Origin of the sequence: Stutzerimonas marianensis (genome assembly GCF_022810315.1) — a bacterium.
GTDB classification, from domain to species: Bacteria; Pseudomonadota; Gammaproteobacteria; order Pseudomonadales; family Pseudomonadaceae; genus Stutzerimonas; species Stutzerimonas marianensis.
On the sequence record NZ_JALGRD010000013.1, the window covers coordinates 1 to 21,504 of the forward strand.

Below are 21,504 nucleotides of genomic sequence, written 5' to 3' on the forward strand. Positions count from 1 at the left end.
CAGCGTCCAAAACCGCTGTCAACCACCCCCTTCCACCACCCTGATCATCCGACCAGAGCCGCCAGCAACGCTCAACCTCCGCCCTGCCAGCTTGGCGCATTCTACTCCAATCCGCCCTCCGTGCAAGCCCTTTATCTCGATAACCTATTGATATACAAATGGTTTTTCGAAGGGCCCGCGCCGGAGAAGGTGCGCATTATAGGGCGCCACACAGGCAGGTCAACACATTTCTCCGCGCTGCAGTGAGGGCTGGAATACCCTTATTAAAGATACAGCACCTTCTGGGTGTCGGGACCTAGAGCGCCGCGGGAAGTTCAGCCAAACGCCAAGCGAAGAAGTTAACCAATCCACATTATTGGCGCCTAACCCCATTCGCCTGGTCCCGCCGAAGCCTTAGATGGAAACCACTTCACATTCATCGCAACCGTGGCCGCCTAGGATGCCCACCTCGAAAGCATGCAGCCCGCTGCATGCAACGAACTCTGCGCATTGAAGCGCCCGTGCCGCCTGTAGGCACAAAACGAAGTCAGGTCATGGAATGACGTTTTCTACCAAGCTATCCGCTCGCTTGTCAGCGGTAGCCAATACGCCAATATCGGCCACCAGCTTTGCAGGCGACGACGCCCGCTACACGCCTGCATATGAAGCGTTGGAGCAGGAGATCGGCAAAGCGGCTTCGCTACATATAACGGGATCCCTTGATTGGGAAGCCGTGAGCGAAGATGCCGAAACCCTTCTAGCGGAACAGTCCAAAGATCTGCGCGTTGCGGTATGGCTCACCTGGAGCCAGTATCAAAGGGAATCTTTTGCCGGCTTGCATGCAGGCTTGGTGATGATTGGGATCCTCTGCCGGGACCATTGGCAAGATGTGCACCCACGCAAGGACCGAACCCGAGCGGCAGCCTTGAGCTGGCTGGTGCCGCGCATGGAACAGGTGCTCGCCGAGCACGTCCCGATGGCCGAGCAACTCCCTCTTTTCGAACAGATCGCCAAAGAGCTGCGCAATCTGGAAGCGTGCCTGGCGACACACCTCGGTCACCAGGCTCCGCTGATTCTGCCGCTTTGCCGGCGCCTCGATGAGATGGTCAAGCGGGCAGGCGCGTCCCACCCCCAGCCAGGTCCTGTCGGCGCCGCAATTGCGCAAGTCAAGCAAGCCGCCGCGCATGTCTTTACTTCCACCACACCGGTCGAGCATGAAAAGGATGCCCATAAGAGTCTGCGCAACCTTCAGGACCAAGCTCGCCCGCTTTGCAGCTGGTGGCTGAAGCAGAACGCTACCGACCTCAAAGCCCTTCGGCTTGCACGGACCTTGCTGTGGCTGCCCATTGAGAGCCTGCCCGAGCGCAATGCCGAAAACGTCACTGCACTACGAGGATTGCCCGCTGACAAGCTGGCTACTTATAGAGAGCGTTTCGCTCAGGGTGTGTATGCGGACCTGATAGCTGACCTGGAGACAAGCATTGCGCGCGCGCCTTTCTGGCTCGATGGCCAACGCATCGCCTGGGAGTGCCTGCAACAACTCGACGCCGAACAGGCGATGCGTGAAGTAGAGATCCAGCTCGCGTTGTTCTTGCTGCGCCTGCCTGGGCTCGACGAGTTGCGCTTTCATGACGGTACCCCCTTCGCCGATGCCGAAACGCGCGCATGGATTGCCGCCCGCGTCATGCCGCATGTTCAGCCAGAAAAAGCGGCGAACGAGCCGATGATCAGCGCGCATGGGTCAACACCGACTTGGGAACAGGCATTGGCGGACGTGCTTCCAGAGCTGCGCAAAGATGGCCTCAAGCGCGCTGTGCAACAACTCAAGCAAGGGCTCAATCATGCGAAAGGCGGGCGCGAACGCTTCCATTGGCAACTGACGCTGGCTCGGCTGTGCTTGCACGCCAAGAAATACGATCTCGCCAAGACTCAACTCGAATCACTGGACCAGACGCTGACCGCCACCGGGCTCGGCGACTGGGAACCCGATCTCGCCCTCGAAGTGCTGCGCCTCTTGCATCACTGCTGCGAAGTGTTGCCGCAAAACCATGCGGTGCGTGAAAGCAAGGACGAGATTTACCGCAGGCTGTGCCACCTCGATCTCGAGGTGGTGCTCGATTAGGCCCCCGGGCCACCCATTCAAGGAGAACACCCATGGCCAAAGAAGGCTCGGTAGCCCCCAAGGAACGCATTAACGTCACCTTCAAGCCCGCCACCGGCGGTGCCCAGGAAGAAATCGAACTGCCGCTGAAGCTCATGGTGCTCGGCGATTTCACCCAGCGCGCCGACGATCGCAAGATCGAAGACCGTAAACCGATCGCCATCGATAAGAACAGTTTCGACGAAGTGCTGGCCAAGCAGGAGCTAAGCCTGACCTTCGCCGTGCCGAACCGCCTGCAGGACGAGGCCACGGACGAAGAACTGGCGGTGCAACTGAACGTCGGTTCGATGAAGGACTTCAATCCCGCCAACCTCGTCGAGCAAGTACCCGAGCTGAAAAAGCTGATGGAGCTGCGCGACGCCTTGGTTGCATTGAAGGGGCCGCTGGGCAACGCCCCAGCCTTCCGCAAGGCCATCGAAAGCGTGCTGGCCGACGGCGACTCGCGCGAGCGCGTGCTCGGCGAGCTGGGCCTGGCCGCGAAACAACACCTGGACGCCTGATCACCTGGACAAGGAACGCCAATACCATGAGCACTAGCGCTGCAGCCGTCGAAAGCGGCAACAACCTCGCCGATCTCGGCATTCTCGACCGGATCATCGCCGAGACCAAACTGACCCCTGACGACGAGGCCTACGACATCGCCAAACGCGGCGTATCGGCCTTCATCGAAGAACTGCTCAAGCCGCAGAACGAGCACGAGCCGGTAAAGAAGGCGCTGGTCGACCGCATGATCGCGGAGATCGACGCCAAGCTCAGCCGGCAGATGGACGAGATACTCCACCACCCGCAGTTCCAGGCGCTGGAATCCTCCTGGCGCGGCCTGAAGCTGCTGGTCGACCGCACCAACTTCCGCGAAAACATCAAGCTCGAAATCCTCAACGCGTCCAAGCAGGACCTGCTTGATGACTTCGAGGACAGCCCTGAAGTCGTCCAGTCCGGCCTGTACAAGCACATCTATACCGCCGAGTACGGCCAATTCGGCGGCCAGCCGGTCGGCGCGCTGATCGCCAACTATTTCTTCGACCCGAGCGCCCCGGACATCAAGACCCTGCAGTACGTTTCCAGTGTCGCCAGCATGTCCCACGCCCCCTTCATCGCGGCCGCCGGCCCGAAATTCTTTGGGCTGGAGAGCTTCACCGGTCTGCCGGACCTCAAGGACCTGAAGGATCACTTCGAAGGCCCGCAGTTCGCCAAATGGCAAAGCTTCCGCGAGCAGGAAGACGCCCGCTACGTCGGCCTGACCGTGCCGCGCTTCCTCCTGCGCAACCCCTACGACCCGGAAGACAACCCGGTCAAATCCTTTGTGTACAAGGAAAACGTCGCCAACAGCCACGAGCATTACCTGTGGGGCAACACCGCCTACACCTTCGCCAGCCGCCTGACCGACAGCTTCGCCAAGTTCCGCTGGTGCCCGAACATTATCGGCCCGCAGAGTGGTGGCGCGGTCGAAGATCTGCCGCTGCACCACTTCGAAAGCATGGGCGAGATCGAAACCAAGATCCCGACCGAAGTCCTTGTCTCCGACCGTCGCGAATACGAGCTGGCCGAAGAAGGCTTCATCGCACTGACCATGCGCAAGGGCAGCGACAATGCCGCCTTCTTCTCCGCCAACTCTGCGCAAAAGCCGAAGCTCTTCGGCAACAGTGAGGAAGGCAAGAACGCTGAGCTGAACTACAAGCTCGGCACCCAATTGCCCTATCTGTTCATCGTCAACCGCCTGGCGCACTACTTGAAGGTGCTGCAGCGCGAGCAGATCGGCGCCTGGAAGGAGCGCACCGACCTCGAGCTGGAACTGAACAAGTGGATCCGCCAGTTCGTCGCCGACCAGGAAAACCCCAGCGCCGAAGTACGCAGCCGCCGTCCGCTGCGGGCCGCACAGGTCATCGTCAGCGATGTGGAAGGCGAGCCGGGCTGGTATCGCGTCAGCCTGAACGTGCGCCCCCACTTCAAGTACATGGGCGCCGACTTCACCCTGTCGCTGGTTGGCAAGCTGGACAAGGAATAAGCATTTGAACGGATACGGCAGCCTCTTCGAGCGCCTCGGTGGCGACGCCGATCGGCGCACCGGCTGGAGCCGCGAAGTTGCGGCGATGGCCTCGGTGGCTGCCCATCTGGCCAAAATGCTCAGCACCCGGGCGGGCAGCGTGCAAACGCTGCCCGACTACGGGCTGCCCGATCTCAACGATATGCGCCTGTCGCTGCACGACTCACTGCAGCAGGCGCGTATCGCCATCGAGCGCTTCATCGAAGCGTACGAACCCAGGCTGACCCAGGTGCGCGTGCTGTCGCTGCCGCGAACCCACGACCCGCTTACCCTCGCCTTCACCATAGAAGGCCTGCTGGAAGTGGATGGCCTCAAGCGCCAGGTCAGCTTCTCCGCCAGCCTGGATGGCAGCGGACAGGTCAAGGTCCAGTAAGGAGACAACGGATGTCCGGCAAACCCGCAGCCCGCCTGGGCGACCCGACCGCTTGTCCCAAGAAGGGCCACGGCACCAACCCTATTGCCGCCGGCTCGCCAGATGTGCTGTTCGACAGCCTGCCGGCCGCACGCATGGGCGACGCGACGTCCTGCGGCAGTGCCTTGGCCAATGCGGTCATCCCAACGGTGCTGATCAACGGCAAACCGGCCACCACGGTGGGTACCGCAGGCGACCACGGCAGTCCTGTGATCGCCGGGTCCGGCACCATCCTGATCGGCGGTTGATCATGCTTTCTACAGGGATGGCCGACTGATGTCTTTCAACCACTACTACCAAAGCGAGCTCACCGCCCTGCGCCAGCTGGGCAAGCGCTTCGCCGAGCGCAGTCCGGCGCTGGCACCCTTTCTCGGTCAGGCCGGGCGCGACCCGGATGTCGAGCGACTGCTCGAAGGCTTCGCCTTCCTTACTGGGCGCCTGCGGCAGAAACTCGATGATGAGCTGCCGGAACTGACCCATTCCCTGATGCACCTGTTGTGGCCGAATTACATGCGCCCGCTGCCGGCCTTCAGCATGCTGCAGTTCGATCCGCTGAAGCGACCCGGCCCGGCGCTGACGGTGCCGCGCAACACGCCGGTCGAATCCAAGCCCATCCAGGGCGTGACCTGCCGCTTCCGTACCGCCTACACCACCGAGGTGCTGCCGTTGGCACTCGAAGGACTGGACTATTCGGTCAAGGGCGGCGGCGCCCTGCTGAACCTGCGTCTGCAGATGACGGCCGACGGACATCTGGGCGAGCTGAACCTCAAGCAGTTGCGCCTGCATCTGGCCGGCGAACGGTACATCAGTCAGATGCTCTACCTGAGCCTGCTGCGCCATCTCGGTAGTGTCGAGCTGGTTGTGCTGGACGCTGACGGTAAACCCTTCCGGGACGGATTCGGGATGGATCTGCCGGCGTTGAGGCTGCCGTCCTCGAGTCTGGAACCGGTGGGCTTTGCCGAAGACCAGGCCCTGATCCCCTACCCGCTCAACACATTCCGGGGCTACCGCTACCTGCAGGAATATTTCGCCTTCCAGGAGAAATTCCTCTTCGTCGACCTGCTCGGTCTCGATGTGCTCAAACGGCTGCCGCAGGATGTGCTCGAGCACGCCCGAGGCTTCGAGCTGCGCTTCGATATCCAGAAGGCCGGCGCACAGCGCATCCGCCCGACTCGAGACAACGTGCGGCTGTATTGCACGCCGGTAGTGAATCTCTTCGAGCACGACGCCATTCCGATTCGCCTCGACGGCAAGCAGGATCAGTATCTGCTGATGCCGTCGGAGCTCGATAGCAGCCACTGTGGTGTCTTCTCGGTCGACCGCGTGACCGGCTGGAAGCCTGGCGGCATGGGCTACGAGGAATATGTCGCCTTCGAGTCCTTCGAGCACGATCCCAGCTTCGACGTCCCGGTGGCGCGCCCACATTACAGCGTACGCCAACAGCCTTCGATGCTCGGCGATGGCCTGGATACCTACCTCAGCTTCGGTCTGCGCAATCTCGACCAACACGAGACGCTCTCCATCGAGCTGACATGCACCAACCAGAACCTTCCGCGCCAGCTGCGCCTGGGCGACATTTGCCTGCCGAGCGAAGGCACTCCCGAATTCCTGACCTTTCGCAACATCAGTCCGGTCACGCCCAGCTACGCGCCGCCGCTGCATCGGGACTTCCTGTGGAAGCTGATCAGCAACATGTCGCTCAACTACCTGTCACTCGCCAACGTCGAGGCGCTCAAGGTGATCCTTGAGACATACGACCTGCCGCGCTACTACGACCAGCACGCTGAAAAGGTCAGCAAGCGTCTGCTCGGTGGGCTCAAGCAGATCGGACACCAGCACGTCGACCGACTGCATCGCGGCCTGCCGGTGCGCGGCGTGCGTACCGAGCTGGTCATGGACCCCGAGGGCTATCTGGGTGAAGGCGACCTGTTCCTCTTCGCCTCGATACTCAATGAATTTTTCGCGCTGTACGCCAGCCTCAATTCGTATCACGAGTTGCGCGTCAGGAGCACACAAGGAGAGGTGTATCAATGGACGCCGCGCATGGGACAGCAGCCCCTGCTCTGACTCGGCTCAGCCGTGGTATCCGCGAGTACAGCTTGTTCCAGGGTGTACTGCTGATAATGGACCGCTTGAAGGCCGCCCATCCTGATCTGGATGAAGAACGGCTCTACGAGCATCTGGAGTTCCAGGCCAACCCGAGTCTGGGTTTCCCGGGGAGCGACATCGACCGGGTCGAGTTCTTCGAAGAGGAGGGTGAGCTGCGCGCACGCCTGCGCATCAATCTGGTCAGCCTCTTCGGTGCTGGCTCGCCGCTGCCTGCCTTCTACGCCGACCAGGCATTGGGCGACGGGGCCGAGGGAAATCCGACGCGCGAGTTTCTCGATCTGTTCAACAATCGCCTGCAGCGCCTGATGGTGCCGATCTGGCAGAAGTATCGCTACCGCGCCCGTTTTACCAGCGGCGCACGTGACCCCCTATCCGAGCAACTGTTTGCACTGATCGGGCTGGGCGGCGAGCAGATTCGTGCCGCGTCCGAGCTCAACTGGAAAAGGCTGTTGCCCTACCTCGGCCTGCTCAGCCTCCGTGCGCACTCCGCCGCCTTGATCGAATCGGTACTGCGCTATTACTTCAAGCACGCCGACGTGCGCATCGAGCAGTGCCTGGAGCGGCAGGTGGACATTCTCGCCGAGCAGCAGAACCGGCTGGGTCGCGCCAACAGCCAGCTCGGCGAAAGCTTGGTGCTGGGCGAACGTGTACGGGACCGCGGCGGCAAGTTTCGCATCCACGTCCGTCAGCTGAGCTGGCACCGCTTCCATGAATTCCTGCCGGTCGGTACCGGCTATCAACCCCTGTGCGCGCTGGTGCGCTTCACCCTTCGCGACCCGCTCGACTATGACATTCGCCTTCAACTGCGGCGTGACGACATCCGAGACCTGCGCATCGGCGCCGAAAACCCCTGCCGCCTCGGCTGGACCAGTTGGCTCGGCAGCGAGCGCGCCGATGGCATGGTCACCCTGGGCAGCCAGATTCATTAAGGAAGATGAACCATGATCAACGTAGATCTACAGCAACTCGTCCAGGCACTGGATGCCGAGACCAAACGCGACCTTGAAAACGCGGCCGAGCGCTGCGTCATGCGCGGTGGCAGCAAGATCCTCGTCGAAGACCTGCTGCTGGGACTGCTGGAACGGCCCGATGGAATGCTCAGGCGTGCCCTGCAGGATGCCGGCGTCGAGGCGGGTGAGCTGACACAAGCACTGCAACCACGAGGCGAGCACAGCGAATCGCGAAACCCGGTTTTCTCTGCCGAGCTGGTGCAGTGGCTGCAGGACGCGCTGTTGGTCGGCAATCTGGAACTTGGTCAAAGCCAGATCGATCAGGCAGCGCTGATCCTGGCTTTGCTGCGTAATCCGATGCGCTACGCCGGCAGTCATTACCAGCCCTTGCTGGCGCGATTGAACACCGAGCGGTTACGTGAATTTGCGCTGTCCCAACAGCCCCAGACGGTTCCTGGCAAGCCGGCCGCGGCAGGTGAATCGAATCTGGCACGCTTCACCCACAACTTCACTCAGCAGGCCCGCGACGGCAAGCTTGACCCTGTTCTGTGCCGTGACAGCGCCATCCGCCAGCTGATCGACATCCTTGCCCGGCGGCGCAAGAGCAACCCGATCGTGGTAGGCGAAGCCGGTGTCGGCAAGACTGCGATTGTCGAAGGGCTGGCACTTCGCATCGCGCACGGCGAGGTGCCTGAAACGCTCAAGGACGTGGAGCTGCTGTGCCTGGACCTCGGCCTGCTCCAGGCGGGCGCCAGCGTGAAAGGCGAATTCGAGCGCCGCCTTCAAGGCGTCATCGATGAGGTCAAGGGCGCCCCGAAGCCGACCATACTGTTCATCGACGAAGCGCACACCCTCATTGGAGCCGGGGGGCAGGCCGGCAGCGGCGACGCCGCCAACCTGCTCAAGCCGGCGCTGGCACGGGGCGAATTGCGCACCATCGCCGCCACCACATGGAGCGAGTACAAGAAGTACTTCGAGAAGGACCCGGCACTGGCGCGTCGCTTCCAACCTGTCCAATTGCACGAACCCACCGTCGACGAAGCCCTGACCATCCTGCGCGGCCTCGCCCCGGTCTACGAGAAAAGTCACGGAATCTACCTGCGCGACGATGCGGTGGTCGCCGCTGCCGAGCTCTCGGCCCGCTACCTCGCCGGCCGACAGCTACCGGACAAGGCAGTCGACGTGCTCGACACCGCCTGCGCCCGGGTGCGCATCAGCCTGGCGGCGGCGCCTGAAACACTAGAGCGACTGCGTGGCGAGATCGCCGAAGGCGAGCGCCAGCGCCTGGCCTTGCGCCGGGATCTCGAAGTCGGTCTGCGCATCGAGACCGAGACGCTCGATGCCCTGGAGGCCCGCCTGACGGCAGCCCGCGCCGAGCTCGAGCAACTGGAAACCCGCTGGTCGGCACAGCGGACCCTGGCCGAGCGCCTTCTGGAGCTGCGAAAGCAGTGCGCCGCGCTCCGCCTGGCAGGCAGTACCGAAGAAGCCGGAGAGAAACGCGCCCCGGATCTGGAACAGCTCGAAGCCGAGATGCGCGACCTACAGGCCGAACTCGCCAGCGCCCAGGCCGCCGAGCGCCTGGTCAGCTTCGAAGTCTGCCCACGCCTCGTGGCCGAAGTGATCAGCCACTGGACCGGTGTGCCGCTTTCTCAGCTCGCCCGCGAGCACAACAGCAAAGTGCTGAGCTTCGCCGCGGACTTGCGTCAGCGGGTCCGTGGCCAAGAGCAGGCCATCGAGGCGCTGGACCGCTCGATGCGCGCCACTGCGGCCGGGCTGAACAGACCCGACGCGCCGGTGGGCGTTTTCCTGCTGGTCGGCCCCAGCGGCGTCGGCAAGACCGAAACCGCGCTGGCACTGGCCGATCTGCTCTATGGCGGCGAGCGCTTCCTCACCACCATCAACATGTCCGAGTTCCAGGAAAAGCACAGCGTGTCCCGATTGATCGGCGCTCCGCCAGGCTACGTGGGCTATGGCGAGGGCGGCATGCTCACCGAAGCGGTGCGGCAAAAGCCTTATTCGGTCGTCCTGCTTGATGAGGTCGAAAAGGCCGATCCGGACGTGATGAACGTGTTCTACCAGATCTTCGACAAAGGCGTCGCCAACGACGGCGAAGGCCGCGAGATCAATTTCCGCAACACCTTGATCCTGATGACCAGCAACCTGGCCAGCGACCGCATCGCCGGCCTTTGCGCCGGTGGTCAGCGACCCGCTACCGAAGACCTGGAGCTGGCGATCCGCCCGGCACTGACCCAGCACTTCAAGCCGGCACTGCTCGCCCGCATGCGCGTAGTGCCCTACTACCCTGTGCAGGGCGAGGTGCTCGATGAACTGGTCGCACTCAAGCTGTCGCGCTTCGGCGAGCGGCTCGCGCGTCGCCAACTGCAATTCAGCCATTGCGAGGCCTTGGTGCGGCATCTGGCCGAACGCTGCACGCATGGCGAAAGCGGTGCACGACTGATCGACCACTTGATTGACCAGCATTTGCAGCCACTGGTCGTCGACCGTTTGCTTGATGCCATGGCGGGTGGAGAAGCCCTGCGTCAGGTGCATGCCACGCTCGACGGCGAGGGAGCGGTGGTCTGTGAGTTCGCTTAAGGTCCCGCCCGTGTTCGCCGAAGCGGACCCGCCGTGCGACATGGAGACGTTGCTCGAGCGCCTGGCCAAGCTGGCATGGTGCAGCGATACCGACGCTTGGCTCGGCGGGCTCATCGAGCTGGCGGCGCAGATCGCGCGCTGCCCGCTCGCTCAGCTCTACCTGCTCGACGCCACCCATACGCGTCTGACGCTGTCGGCCGAATGGTTCGAGGGCGTGCAGCGCCACGAGGTGACCAGCGTACCCAGCGACTATCACGACGAACAATTGCTGCAGTATTGCCTCAGCCAGAACCGGCAGCTGAGCATCGCGCCGCTCGATGCCAGTCTGCACCAGACCAGTTTTCTGCCGGAAACGTCGCGCCCCTGGCACAGCCTGCTTTGCCTGCCGTTACTGGATCCCGACGGACACGCCGTCGGCCTCCTCGTGGCGGCGAGTATTGCCAAGCAGGACCTCGCGGGCGCCGCCGTGCCGCTGTCCCGCCTCGGCCGGTTCGCCCTTGGCCAGGCGCAGCTGCTCAATCGCCTGCGCGACACAGCGCAACCCGCGAGCGCACCGACGCCGCCGTTGCGACCCTGCGCCAGTGGCTATGGCCTGATAGGGGACAGTCCCCGGATGCGCACCGTCTATGGGCTGATCGGGAAGGTGCTGCATAACCCGGTAAGCGTGCTGCTGACCGGTGAAACCGGCACGGGCAAGGAGCTCGTCGCTCGCGCCATTCATGATTGCGGGTCCCGTCGCAGCCAGGCATTTGTCGTGCAGAACTGCGCCGCCTTGCCTGAGCATCTGCTCGAAAGCGAACTGTTCGGCTACCGCAAGGGGGCATTTACCGGTGCCGATCGCGACCATGAAGGCCTGTTCGACGCCGCCAACGGCGGCACGCTGTTTCTAGACGAGATCGGCGACATGCCGCTGACGCTACAGGCCAAGCTGTTGCGCGTGCTACAGGAAGGCGAGGTGCGACCGCTGGGCAGCACACGCACCCATAAGGTCGACGTGCGCATTGTCGCCGCGACCCATCAGGACCTGCACAAACGCGTCGAACAGGGCCGCTTCCGCGAAGACCTTTACTACCGGCTCTCCATCTTCCCCATCGAGCTTCCACCGCTGCGCGACCGCGGCCAGGACATTCTGCGCCTGGCTCGGCACTTCGCCGAAAAGGCGTGCGGCTTCCTGCAGCGCAACGCCGTGCGCTGGTCGGACGCGGCGCTGGAACAACTGTCAGGCTATGGCTTCCCCGGTAACGTTCGTGAACTCAAGGGGCTGGTCGAACGCGCCGTGCTGCTGTGTGACGGCGGCGAGTTGCTACCGGCGCATTTCAGCCTGCGCCCCGTGAACGATGAACTGGACAGTACGTTGAATCTGCGCGAACGCCTCGAGCGCGTCGAGCGCAACCTTCTCGTTGACTGCCTGCGCAAGAACCGTGGCAATCAGAGCCAGGCCGCACGTGAACTCGGCCTGCCGCGTCGCACCCTGCTGTACCGCATGGATCGGCTGGGGGTGAACGCCGGTGATCTTTGAATTCAACTGGAGAAACCGGATGCTCCGACGCTGCCCGGTTGCAACTGTCATTGCCGGACTAACAGGGCTGCTGGGAGGTTGCGGCTCGGTGGTCCGGCGCGCCAATGGTTATCCAGACGCCTATCCGGGCTTGCAACAGGACGGCGCGTTTCTTGGCGTCACCGGCGCGAAGGAGCCCTATGACCCTTCGGCTGCAGCGACCTTCATCTGCTACACGACCATTGCCTGTGTGCCGTTGACGCTTCTCTCAGTACCGGTTGATGCGGCGATAGACACCGTACTGCTACCTATCGATTTGATCAGTACCACGGAACCGTGGATCGGTAAGCGATAGCCTTACACCGGCCTTCTTGAGGCCCATGGAAGACCACCCGGACAAGGATTGCCAATGTTCAACCCGGCCAACGACACCCATTTCAGCCTCGCCATCGAGGGTATCGAGCACGATCTGCAGGTGCTCGAATTCACTGGCCGAGAAGCCGTCAGCCAGCCCTACAGCTTCGAGCTGGAGCTGATCAGCGAGCGCCCCGACCTGAATCTTGATGACCTGCTGCATCGCCCGGCTTTTCTGGCCCTCTGCCCCGCCGGCAGCGGTATTCACGGCCAGATCTACCGCGTTGCACAGGGCGACTCCGGCAGGCGCATGACGCGCTATCGGATCAGCCTGCGGCCCCGCATGGCCTACCTGGGCCATCGCACCGGCCAGCGCATCTTCCGGCACATGACCGTGGACGCGATCATCGCCCAGGTGCTGGAGGAACATGGGATCCAGGGCGACGCCTACCGCTTCCAGCTGGGTGCGGCCTACCCAACCCGTACTTACTGCGTGCAATACGACGAGACCGACCTGCATTTCATCCAGCGCCTGTGCGAGGAAGAAGGCATTCACTACCACTTCCAGCACAGTCCGTCGGGCCATGTACTGGTGTTCGGCGACAACCAGACAGGATTTCCGAAACTGATGCCGGTCGACTACCAGCAAGATTCGGGACTGGTAGCCGACAGGCCGGTCGTCAAGCGCTTCGGCCTACGCCTGGAGACCCGCACCAGCCGCGTTACCCGCCGCGACTACGATTTCGAAAAGCCACGCTTGCGGATGGAAGCCGCTTTCCAGAGCGACTTCCAGCCAGACCTGGAGGATTACGATTACCCCGGTCGGTTCGTCGAGCGTGAACGAGGCAAGCATTTGTCGCAGCGGGCGCTTGAGCGCCACCGCAGCGACTACGAACTGGCCGAAGGACTAAGTGACCAACCGCGACTCGTCACTGGTCACTTCCTTCCAATGACCGGACACCCGCGTAGCGACTGGAACCAGCTCTGGCTGCTCACCGAAGTTTTCCACGAAGGCAAACAACCGCAGGTATTGGAGGAATCGGTCACCGACTTCTCAAACGGGGGCGCCCGGCTGAGGGATGACCACAATTTCCGCCAAGGCTACCGCAACCGCTTCACCGCGACGCCTTGGGACGTGCCCTACCGCCCCGCCCTGCGTCACCCCAAACCAAAGGTGCTGGGCAGCCAGAGCGCCGTGGTCACCGGCCCGGCCGGCGAGGAAATCCATTGCGACGAATACGGCCGGGTAAAGGTCCAGTTCCACTGGGACCGTGAAGGTCAGGCCGACGACAAGACCAGCTGCTGGCTGCGCGTCAGCTCGAGCTGGGCCGGCGACCGCTACGGCGGCATTGCCATCCCGCGCGTTGGGATGGAAGTACTGGTCACCTTCCTCGAAGGCGACCCGGATCAGCCCCTCGTCACCGGCTGCCTGTACCACAAGGAGCACGTCGTACCGTATGACCTCCCGGCCAACAAGACTCGCAGCGTCTTCAAGACACTCAGCTCCCCGGGTGGTGGCGGCTACAACGAACTGCGTATCGAAGATCGCAAGGGGGTCGAGCAGATTTATGTCCACGCCCAGCGGGACTGGGATGAAAACATCGAGCACGACCAGAAAATCCGCGTCGGCCACGAACGCCATGACACCGTGGAAGCCAACAGCTACAGCGAGTTCAAGGCCGAAGAACACCGCACCACCCACGCCGACCGCAAGACCGAAGTCCGCGCCAATGACCACCTCACCGTAGGGAACACTCAGCACCTGAAGATCGGCACTGGGCAATTCGTCGAGGCAGGCAACGAAATCCATTATTTCGCCGGCAGCAAGGTCGTCATCGACGCAGGTATGGAACTCACCGCCAAAGGGGGGGGAAGCTTCCTCAAGCTCGACCCCAGCGGCGTGACGCTGAGTGGCGCCACCATCAAGATGAATTCGGGAGGTAGTCCGGGCAAAGGCTCTGGCGTGAACATCCTCGCCGCCCAGATTCCCTGGGCCGCTGACCAAGACAAGGCCGGCGCCAAACCCAGGCTTGCACTGGCCAATACCCAACTACAACTGGCACGCAAAGCCCGGCAGATCGGTGCCAGCCGCTGCCCGATCTGCGAAGCATGCAAGGAAGGCGTGTGTGGAATAGGAGCCAGCCAATGAACAGCACGGTTGAAGACTGGCTTGACAAACAACAGGCCGAGCGCCGGGACCTGCTGCTGGTTATCGATAGCCTGGCAGAGCCTGCGCCTCTCGCTCACCTGTTTTCATCGGACCTGGTGCAAAGCTACGCCAACCTCTACCAAGGCACTGACGTCGACGAGATGGCCGGCGTCGGTCCCTGGCTGATACGGCTGAACGAAATGGATCACACGCGGCTACAACCGCTTGTCGATGCACCCGAGCAAAACTGGGGATGGCTCGCCAGCACCGATAATGCCGACATGGCTGCCCTTGCCCAGCACTGGCAAGACCGCATGTTTGCCGACGACCAAGGACGGCGCTCGCTTTATCGATTGCAGGACAACCGCATCGTCGCGCGTCACCTCGGCGAACTGGACGCGTCCCAACGTCCTCTGCTGCTTGGTCCACTGGCCAGCGCGCTCTGCTGGGATGGTCAGGACTGGCAATGGTTCGATAACGAGCAGCCAGGGGAATACCGCGAGCCCTTCGAAAAACCTTGGCTGTCCATCCGAGAGCCCGAGCAGGTACAACGTGCTGTGGCGCACCACAACCTCGAGTTGTGGCTATGGCAGAACCATACGCAGGCGACCACTCGGCTCGCCGAAACCCGGGTGGTGAGCGACTGGCTGGACCATCAACTCGACAAAGCGAAGGAATGGCAATGGCACAGCGAGCCGCAACTGCACTTTCTGCTCCGCTACGGGCTCGACCCCGAACTGACCGAGCATCCTGCCTGGCTGCCAGCCGACCGGGAAACGCCAGAAGCGCATTTTTCGCGAGTCAGCTCAGTGCTGACTTCAAGCCAGTCTGCACGAGATTGATCAGATGACATCTTCTTTTTTCCGAAGCCGCTTCCTGCTTGCTCACGCATGGCCTGCACTGTTCGGTCTCCTGCTCAGCGGTTGCAGCACGCTCGGCTCGGTCGGCGCCGATACTTTTACTTTGGAGGGCGAACTACCGGCCGATTTCGCGTTAGAGGCTCAGGCGCACTATGGTGTCGCCAACGGCTGCAACGGCCGCGCCCGCACGCGTTCGTTTGAGAGTGACTTCGAAGACAGCCCTCACGCGTATCGATTCAGAATACCGGTCAACTACCGCGACGGTCTTTGCGAGATGCGCCTGGCTCGCGTAGGCCTGTTTATTAACGGCCGCTACGGCGACAAGGATTGGCAACGCACCTACGACAATGGAGGGCTGGAGCTGGTCGACACGCTGCCGGAAGGTGCGCCGCGATTCGATGGCAACGGAAGATTGAGCAAGACGGCTGAATGTACTTGGTTTTTTCAACTCAGCCGAGCCCACTCTCGGAAGGGCGAGATCAGCAAACTCCTTAGTTGCAGCGGTGCAGGGGCGTACCTGGCAAATCAAACGCTGCCCGGAAAATTCGTCAACCTCTCGTTTCAAGTCCAACAGGAAGAGCGACCTGCTAGACGGAATACATGGCTCAGTACGGCTCAAGGCTGGAAACCATGTGTACCGAAGGAGGGATGGCAGCAGTGCCAAGAGCCGCCTGTATTCGGCACGTTTAGAATGGATGGCAGAGAGTGCACCGTTTACCCAAAATGCAAGGAGTGATCAAGGATGATCAAATCAGCCATGGAGGCGCTTGCCTGCCCACTGGGAAACCACAAGGTTAGTTTTCGTCTGGTAGACGAGCATGGTAGCGGCCGCCCTTTCGCAGGCTTGCCTTACAGGCTGCACGACAGTCGAGGACAGACGCTTACTGGCAACCTGGATAGTGACGGGTTTGCGCAGATTGTAAACCTGCATTGCGGTCCTCAAGTCCTCGACCTTTCAGAGATTACGTCGCAGTACATCGACCCCTGGTACGAAGAACTTTCCATCCGGAAAAACTTCAGCCTTCCACTTACAGCTTTGCAGATCGCTGTTGAACAATCCCCCACTGGGCCCCGTCGTGCAGATGGCAAAACCTATATGGCGGAAGCTCGTGCGCAACAAGAGGGCGCGCAGTTCCTTCGCGTGGAGGTCAGCGATTTCGCCGAAGCCACGGGCCACCTGCCGGAGCGCGATCTCGCCTGGGAACCTCGTCCAACCGCCCAGCTCAAGTGCAACGCGGGCATTGCACAATGTCACCCGGGGATCGCTCTGGCACCGGATACCTACCACTTGCTGGAAGTCAAAGCGCTTCGCGCATACAGCCCGCTGCTCTCGAGAGACAAAAAGTTTTGTGCCTTGAACGCCTATCATCTGGCGGTGATGGGTGCGTTCGCTTACGCCCCGTTCAGTACCCGTCAGGAATCAGGATTACGTTACGCTTCTAACCCACCTCCTTACTCCAATCCGGGCTCGATAGGGCATGTCTTGCGCGAACAGCTGGCCCGCCTAGAAAAGTCCCAGCTCTTTGGTGAAGCGAGCTATCACCTTCTGTACGAGGAAGTACCTTATTCCAAGCGTTTGGAAGTTATGCCGTACGATCCGGAGCGTTATCAAAAAGAAGCCTCTAAGGGGTGGCGCAATCCGGAAGATGTGCACTTTCTGCATCACGAGCAATCCGACACTCAGGCTTTCATCACCCATAACGATAAGATCATGCTGATTTCCGTGCGTGGCACACTTGAGCTAAAGGATTTTCTGCTAGACGCCGACGCACGACAGGTTCCGTTCAAAGAAGGTACTGGCCAAGCGCATCGAGGCTTCTACAACGCTTTCAGCGCAGCCAAAAAGTTCGTCGAGCGCTATATGGAAGCCTTTTATATAGGGCAGACCATTATCGTCTGTGGACACAGTCTAGGCGGTGCGGTCGCGCTACTTCTGTCTGCATGGATAAACTCGAACTGGTCTAAAGATACGCAGCTCTATACGTATGGCGCCCCCCGCGCTGCCGATCAAGCGTTCGTCCAGAACGCCAACGAACTAACACATCATCGCCTGGTAAATCACAACGATCCAATTCCAGGAGTTCCGTTCATATGGATGGACGCAGAATGGAAGCTCGCCGCGGCAGGAGTCGTCGCGTTATTTAGCTCCCCGGCAATAGGCATTTCTTTACTTCTGGGAGGCTTGCTCAACCTGCAAGGCGACCCTTATCAACATCATGGCGAACAACGCCATTTCGCGACACGAAAACCGGGCAATGGCAGTGCAAGTGCCGTTATGTGGCAACCCAACTGCGCGCTAATCGACGAACAAGCCTGCGCCCGTTACGCCGGTGCTTTGAACCTGAAAGACGATATGCCTGAGCGCACCGCGTTCATTAGTCAGCTAGCCTCGTTTTCCGAGCACTCAAGCGACAGCGGCTATAGTCGGGCCATGCTTACCACGATGTTGCGCTGGTATAGCAGCGTTACGGAGCGTGGCGGTGCGCTGTTCACGCGTGCGGAAATTACGGACATCGATGGGCTTATACAAAAAGCCGAAGAGGAGCTGGCAGGCTGGCGGCCACGCAGTTTTGTCGAATTCCGACACGAGATCAGATTGCGCCACGATAGCCGCTTCTACGACAAAACAGACTCGGAGCTGATGCAGCTCTATAGCGACGGAATTACTGCCGTTCGCCAGTTAAGTACCCAGCAACGCGATGCGCTGAACCGTGCCCGACAACGGCTGCTGAACGAAGCGGATCGTAGGCTCATCGCTCAAGATATTTTTGGCGATCTCTGGCAGCGAGACGATATCCCCAGTCTGATAGAGCAGTGGCTTGCCTTGGCTTCAAATCGCAAGGCAGCACAGCTAGCGCAAATCCAGAGTACGCCAAAGCCTGCTCTCGCTTAGAGATACAACGATTCGTCGCCTTGGAAACAGACTCGGGAAGCGTTCTGCTGCTTTAGCGGTGCACGCTAGCCTATCGCGAAAGATAGTTAGCATTTCATGCCGTCAGCCTGAAGTCCGCCGTACTCGCTTGTTAAGCCATAGCGTTGCATCTGGCTCGCGCCGTGTATTTATAGCCCCAGCTCTCGTTTCAGACCTGAGCCGGCCGTTTTTCGTGATCTCGTTCACCCACAGGGACACCTGGGTGAACTTCAATGCTCAGCCTGAGTCTCGCGCCGCGCCCGCCGCCGCGCGGGCCGCCTGCCCACACGCTTTCAAGGAGGAAATCGCGTGCTAGCCCGCTATTGCGCCCACGTCTTACTCGCCGCATCCCTCGCCCTTGCCGGCTGCTCCGGCAACTACAAGTTCAACGACGATGATTATCGTCCGTTGGGCGATCCGCAGGCCTCCACCCGCCGCAACTGATCCACCAGGAGCACAGAACCATGGAATTGGTTTTCGATATGGTCAGCGCCCAGCAGTTCGTGCCGGGGCTGATCAGCAGCAAGACATTCAAACAGGCCGGCGGAATCATCGGGCGGAACCAGGATTGCGACTGGGTCATCCCGGACCGCAAGCGCGTACTGTCCGGGCGTCACGCCGAGGTGAGCTACCGCAACGGCGCCTTCTTCCTTACCGACACCAGCAGCAACGGCATCCTGCTCAAGGACACCGGCGCCAGCCTGATGAAGGGCCAGGCTCAGCGTATCGAGCACGGTAGCGTGTATTGCCTTGGCGATTTCGAAATACGCGCGCGATTGATCCAGGACCCAGCCGCGTTCGATGGCGAGCTGGGCCGACCGCAACCGGCCGGTAGCATCATTCCAGACGATGCCTTTCTTGATCTCGATCCGCTGACCGCCATGGATCAGCAGGAACGGGTATACGCCCAGGTCGATGACCTGGCCGCGGTATTGGCACCGCCACGGGCGCATGCCCAGCAGCGCGACTACGCCCAGATCGACGAGGAGAATCTGCAGGTCCCGCAACTGGTCGCCGCCCCGCCGGCAACGCAGGCCAAACCCATGCCTGAACCTGAGCAGCTGAACGCCGACTTTTGGACGCGCTTCGGCCAAGCGTTGGGCGTCCCGCTCGATGATCTTGACGAGGAGGCCCGCCAGGCGCTGGCGCTCAAGGCAGCCGCCCTGCTCCGGCAGTCAGTCGGCGGGCTGCAACAAGCGCTCCGCACCCGCAGCGAGCTGAAAAACGAAATGCGCCTGTCGCTGACCACCGTACAAAGTGCCGGCAACAACCCGCTCAAGCATGGCGTCGACAGCTGCGAGGCGCTCAACCAATTGTTACGCGGCGGCAAAAGCGGGCAATTGCCGGCGGAACAGGCTGTCGGACGCGCCTTCCGCGACCTGCAGGCACACCAGGTTGCGCTAGTCGCCGGCAGCCGCGCCGCGGCCAAGGCGATGCTCGAGCAGCTCGCGCCCGAGCAACTGGTCATGCGCTTCGAGCGCGACCGAAAACCCATGATCGCCACGGCGGGAAGCCGGTGGCGTGCCTACCGGCGCTTGCACCAGCACTTGCAGCAGGACGACGACTGGAGCGAGCGCCTGTTCACCCGCGACTTCGCACAGGCCTACGAGGAGCAGGTCCGCCTTATCGCCACCCTCAATACCGATCTTCAAGGATGATGCCCATGTCTCGCTTTTTTTCCGCTGCGTTGCTAGCGGCGCTGACTCTTGTCGGCGGCTGTTCGGCGCTCTCGCCCAATTCCAGCCTGACAAAGCTGGACCTGACATTGCACGGTAGTGATCGGCTCAACCCCGACCTCAACGACCGGCCCTCGCCAATCGTGGTGCGTCTGCTCGAACTCAAGCATCCGGTGGCCTTCGAGAACGCCGATTTCTTCTCGCTATACCAACGCCCCAAGGAAGTCCTCGCACCCGACCTGGTGATTCAGGAAGAGCTGGAACTGCGCCCGGGTGAGCAGCGTGACCTGAAGGTCTACGTGCAGGACGGCAGCCGCTACGTGGGTGTACTGGCCGCGTATCGCGACCTCCCCGAGTCGGATTGGCGCTTCGTGATTCCCATCCGGCACAGGGCCCAGAACCGCGTCGAGCTGCACCTCGACGAGCGCGGCATCCAGCCGGTCGACCCGCTCGCCAAGGAGTCCGGGCGATGAGCATGAACAAGGTGGTCTGGCAGGAAGGCATGCTGCTGCGCCCACAGCACTTCCAGCAGAACGACCGTTACTACGATGCGCAGCTCAAGCAACGCACCCAGAAGCTGGGTCATTACGCGTGGGGTTTCTTCGAGCTGGAGATCGACCGTCAGTTTCTGAACATGGGCAAGCTGGTGGTGAGCCAGGCCAATGGCCTGCTGCCCGACGGCAGCCTGTTCGAGATCGGTGCCGAGCGCGAACCGCTCGCCCTCGATGTACCGCCCAATACGAGCAATACACCGGTCTACCTGGCGCTGCCCTTGGTCACCGGCAATCACATCGAGTGCCGGCGCCCCGAGCAGAAGGACGTACTGGCGCGCTACACCGCCTTCGATGAAGAGGTCACCGACTCCAACGCCGGGGACACGAGCAGCAGCCAGGTCAGCACTGCAAGGCCGGACTTCCGCCTGCTGCTCGGCGAGCAGCAGAGCGATCAGGCCTACGTGAAGCTCAAGCTGTGCGACATCCTCGACACCACACCGGACGGCGTGATCAGCCTGGATCCGGAATACATTCCGACCTTTGTCGACTTCCAGGCGTCGAGCTACCTGCTGTCTTGCCTCAAGGAAGTGATCAGCATGCTAGGACACCGCGGCGACATCCTCGCCGAGCGCATCCGTGCCACCGGCAAGGTGGGCGGTGCCGAGGTGGGCGACTTCATGATGCTGCAGCTGATCAACCGCTACGAACCCGTGCTGCGTCACTACCTTGGCATCGACCGAGTCCACCCTGAACAGATCTATCGGGAACTGCTGGGTCTGCTTGGCGAATTGGCGACCTTCTCGAGCGAGACCAAGCGTCCGCGCCTGGAGGGTCGCTACCTGCACAACGACCAGGGCGTGTCGTTCCGCAAGCTGATGGATGCGATCCGCCAGGTGTTGTCGATGGTCTTGGAGCAGCACGCCATCGAACTCCTGTTGCAACAGCGTCAGTACGGCATCCAGGTCTCGCCGCTGCATGACCACAAGCTGCTGGGCAGCGCCTCGTTCGTGCTCGCCGCCAGCGCCCAATGCGACTCGGAGGAGCTGCGTACGCGCCTGCCGGCGCACCTCAAGGTCGGCCCGGTGGAGCGGATCCGCCAGCTGGTGAACCTGCACCTGCCCGGCATCAAGGTCAAGCCGCTGCCGGTGGCACCACGGCAGATCCCTTTCCACGCCGGCAAGACGTACTTTGCGCTCGAGCTCAGTTCCGAGGAGCTGGCGCAACTCGAGCGTTCCGGCGGCTTCGCCTTCCACGTGTCCGGGGAGTTCTCCGGGCTTGAGCTGAAATTCTGGGCGATCAGGAACTGACCGAC

Annotated in this window: 18 protein-coding genes and 1 pseudogene; all 19 read left to right on the forward strand. The window is 61.7% G+C overall.

Features of this window, described 5'->3' with window-relative positions:
• Positions 1 to 246 (forward strand): annotated as a pseudogene (locus tag MST27_RS20015) (hypothetical protein); the annotation flags it as partial.
• Positions 247 to 538: 292 nt separating this feature from the next.
• On the forward strand, positions 539 to 2,101 hold the full coding sequence (gene tssA / locus MST27_RS20020) for a type VI secretion system protein TssA (RefSeq protein WP_243607688.1): 1,563 nt from the start codon (positions 539 to 541) through the stop codon (positions 2,099 to 2,101).
• 32 nt (positions 2,102 to 2,133) lie between these two features.
• Complete coding sequence (tssB, locus tag MST27_RS20025) at positions 2,134 to 2,640, forward strand: type VI secretion system contractile sheath small subunit (RefSeq protein WP_243607689.1); 507 nt, start codon at positions 2,134 to 2,136, stop codon at positions 2,638 to 2,640.
• 26 nt (positions 2,641 to 2,666) lie between these two features.
• Positions 2,667 to 4,145: a type VI secretion system contractile sheath large subunit gene (gene tssC / locus MST27_RS20030; RefSeq protein WP_243607690.1), complete on the forward strand. Its 1,479-nt coding sequence runs from the start codon at positions 2,667 to 2,669 to the stop codon at positions 4,143 to 4,145.
• A 4-nt stretch (positions 4,146 to 4,149) separates the two neighbouring features.
• On the forward strand, positions 4,150 to 4,557 hold the full coding sequence (gene tssE / locus MST27_RS20035; protein WP_243607691.1) for a type VI secretion system baseplate subunit TssE: 408 nt from the start codon (positions 4,150 to 4,152) through the stop codon (positions 4,555 to 4,557).
• Positions 4,558 to 4,568: 11 nt separating this feature from the next.
• On the forward strand, positions 4,569 to 4,844 hold the full coding sequence (locus MST27_RS20040; RefSeq protein ID WP_243607692.1) for a PAAR domain-containing protein: 276 nt from the start codon (positions 4,569 to 4,571) through the stop codon (positions 4,842 to 4,844).
• 28 nt (positions 4,845 to 4,872) lie between these two features.
• Positions 4,873 to 6,663, forward strand: a complete 1,791-nt coding sequence (gene tssF, locus MST27_RS20045; protein ID WP_243607693.1) for a type VI secretion system baseplate subunit TssF — start codon at positions 4,873 to 4,875, stop codon at positions 6,661 to 6,663.
• The gene (gene tssG, locus MST27_RS20050; protein ID WP_243607694.1) at positions 6,627 to 7,634 is read left to right on the forward strand and encodes a type VI secretion system baseplate subunit TssG; all 1,008 of its coding nucleotides are present in this window, start codon (positions 6,627 to 6,629) and stop codon (positions 7,632 to 7,634) included. Before tssF ends, tssG begins: the two co-directional genes overlap by 37 nt.
• Before the next feature lie 12 nt (positions 7,635 to 7,646).
• The gene (gene tssH / locus MST27_RS20055; RefSeq protein WP_243607695.1) at positions 7,647 to 10,250 is read left to right on the forward strand and encodes a type VI secretion system ATPase TssH; all 2,604 of its coding nucleotides are present in this window, start codon (positions 7,647 to 7,649) and stop codon (positions 10,248 to 10,250) included.
• A gap of 40 nt (positions 10,251 to 10,290) precedes the next feature.
• Positions 10,291 to 11,769 (forward strand): sigma-54 interaction domain-containing protein, encoded by a 1,479-nt coding sequence (locus tag MST27_RS20060; protein WP_243607762.1) that lies wholly within the window; start codon positions 10,291 to 10,293, stop codon positions 11,767 to 11,769.
• Entirely contained in the window at positions 11,759 to 12,103 is a 345-nt protein-coding gene (locus tag MST27_RS20065) for a YceK/YidQ family lipoprotein (protein ID WP_243607696.1), read from the forward strand. The genes MST27_RS20060 and MST27_RS20065 overlap by 11 nt, the downstream gene beginning before the upstream one ends.
• Before the next feature lie 54 nt (positions 12,104 to 12,157).
• Positions 12,158 to 14,251, forward strand: coding sequence for a type VI secretion system Vgr family protein (locus tag MST27_RS20070; protein ID WP_243607697.1), 2,094 nt, complete (start codon positions 12,158 to 12,160; stop codon positions 14,249 to 14,251).
• Complete coding sequence (locus MST27_RS20075) at positions 14,248 to 15,093, forward strand: DUF4123 domain-containing protein (RefSeq protein ID WP_243607698.1); 846 nt, start codon at positions 14,248 to 14,250, stop codon at positions 15,091 to 15,093. Before MST27_RS20070 ends, MST27_RS20075 begins: the two co-directional genes overlap by 4 nt.
• Before the next feature lie 4 nt (positions 15,094 to 15,097).
• Entirely contained in the window at positions 15,098 to 15,847 is a 750-nt protein-coding gene (locus MST27_RS20080) for a hypothetical protein (protein ID WP_243607699.1), read from the forward strand.
• A gap of 6 nt (positions 15,848 to 15,853) precedes the next feature.
• Complete coding sequence (locus tag MST27_RS20085; protein WP_243607700.1) at positions 15,854 to 18,004, forward strand: lipase family protein; 2,151 nt, start codon at positions 15,854 to 15,856, stop codon at positions 18,002 to 18,004.
• A 327-nt stretch (positions 18,005 to 18,331) separates the two neighbouring features.
• Positions 18,332 to 18,466, forward strand: coding sequence for a type VI secretion protein (locus tag MST27_RS20090; RefSeq protein WP_243607701.1), 135 nt, complete (start codon positions 18,332 to 18,334; stop codon positions 18,464 to 18,466).
• A 20-nt stretch (positions 18,467 to 18,486) separates the two neighbouring features.
• Complete coding sequence (tagH, locus tag MST27_RS20095) at positions 18,487 to 19,680, forward strand: type VI secretion system-associated FHA domain protein TagH (RefSeq protein ID WP_243607702.1); 1,194 nt, start codon at positions 18,487 to 18,489, stop codon at positions 19,678 to 19,680.
• A 5-nt stretch (positions 19,681 to 19,685) separates the two neighbouring features.
• Positions 19,686 to 20,171 (forward strand): type VI secretion system lipoprotein TssJ, encoded by a 486-nt coding sequence (tssJ, locus tag MST27_RS20100; RefSeq protein WP_243607703.1) that lies wholly within the window; start codon positions 19,686 to 19,688, stop codon positions 20,169 to 20,171.
• Positions 20,168 to 21,499, forward strand: coding sequence for a type VI secretion system baseplate subunit TssK (gene tssK, locus MST27_RS20105; RefSeq protein WP_243607704.1), 1,332 nt, complete (start codon positions 20,168 to 20,170; stop codon positions 21,497 to 21,499). The genes tssJ and tssK overlap by 4 nt, the downstream gene beginning before the upstream one ends.
• Positions 21,500 to 21,504 lie beyond the last annotated feature (5 nt).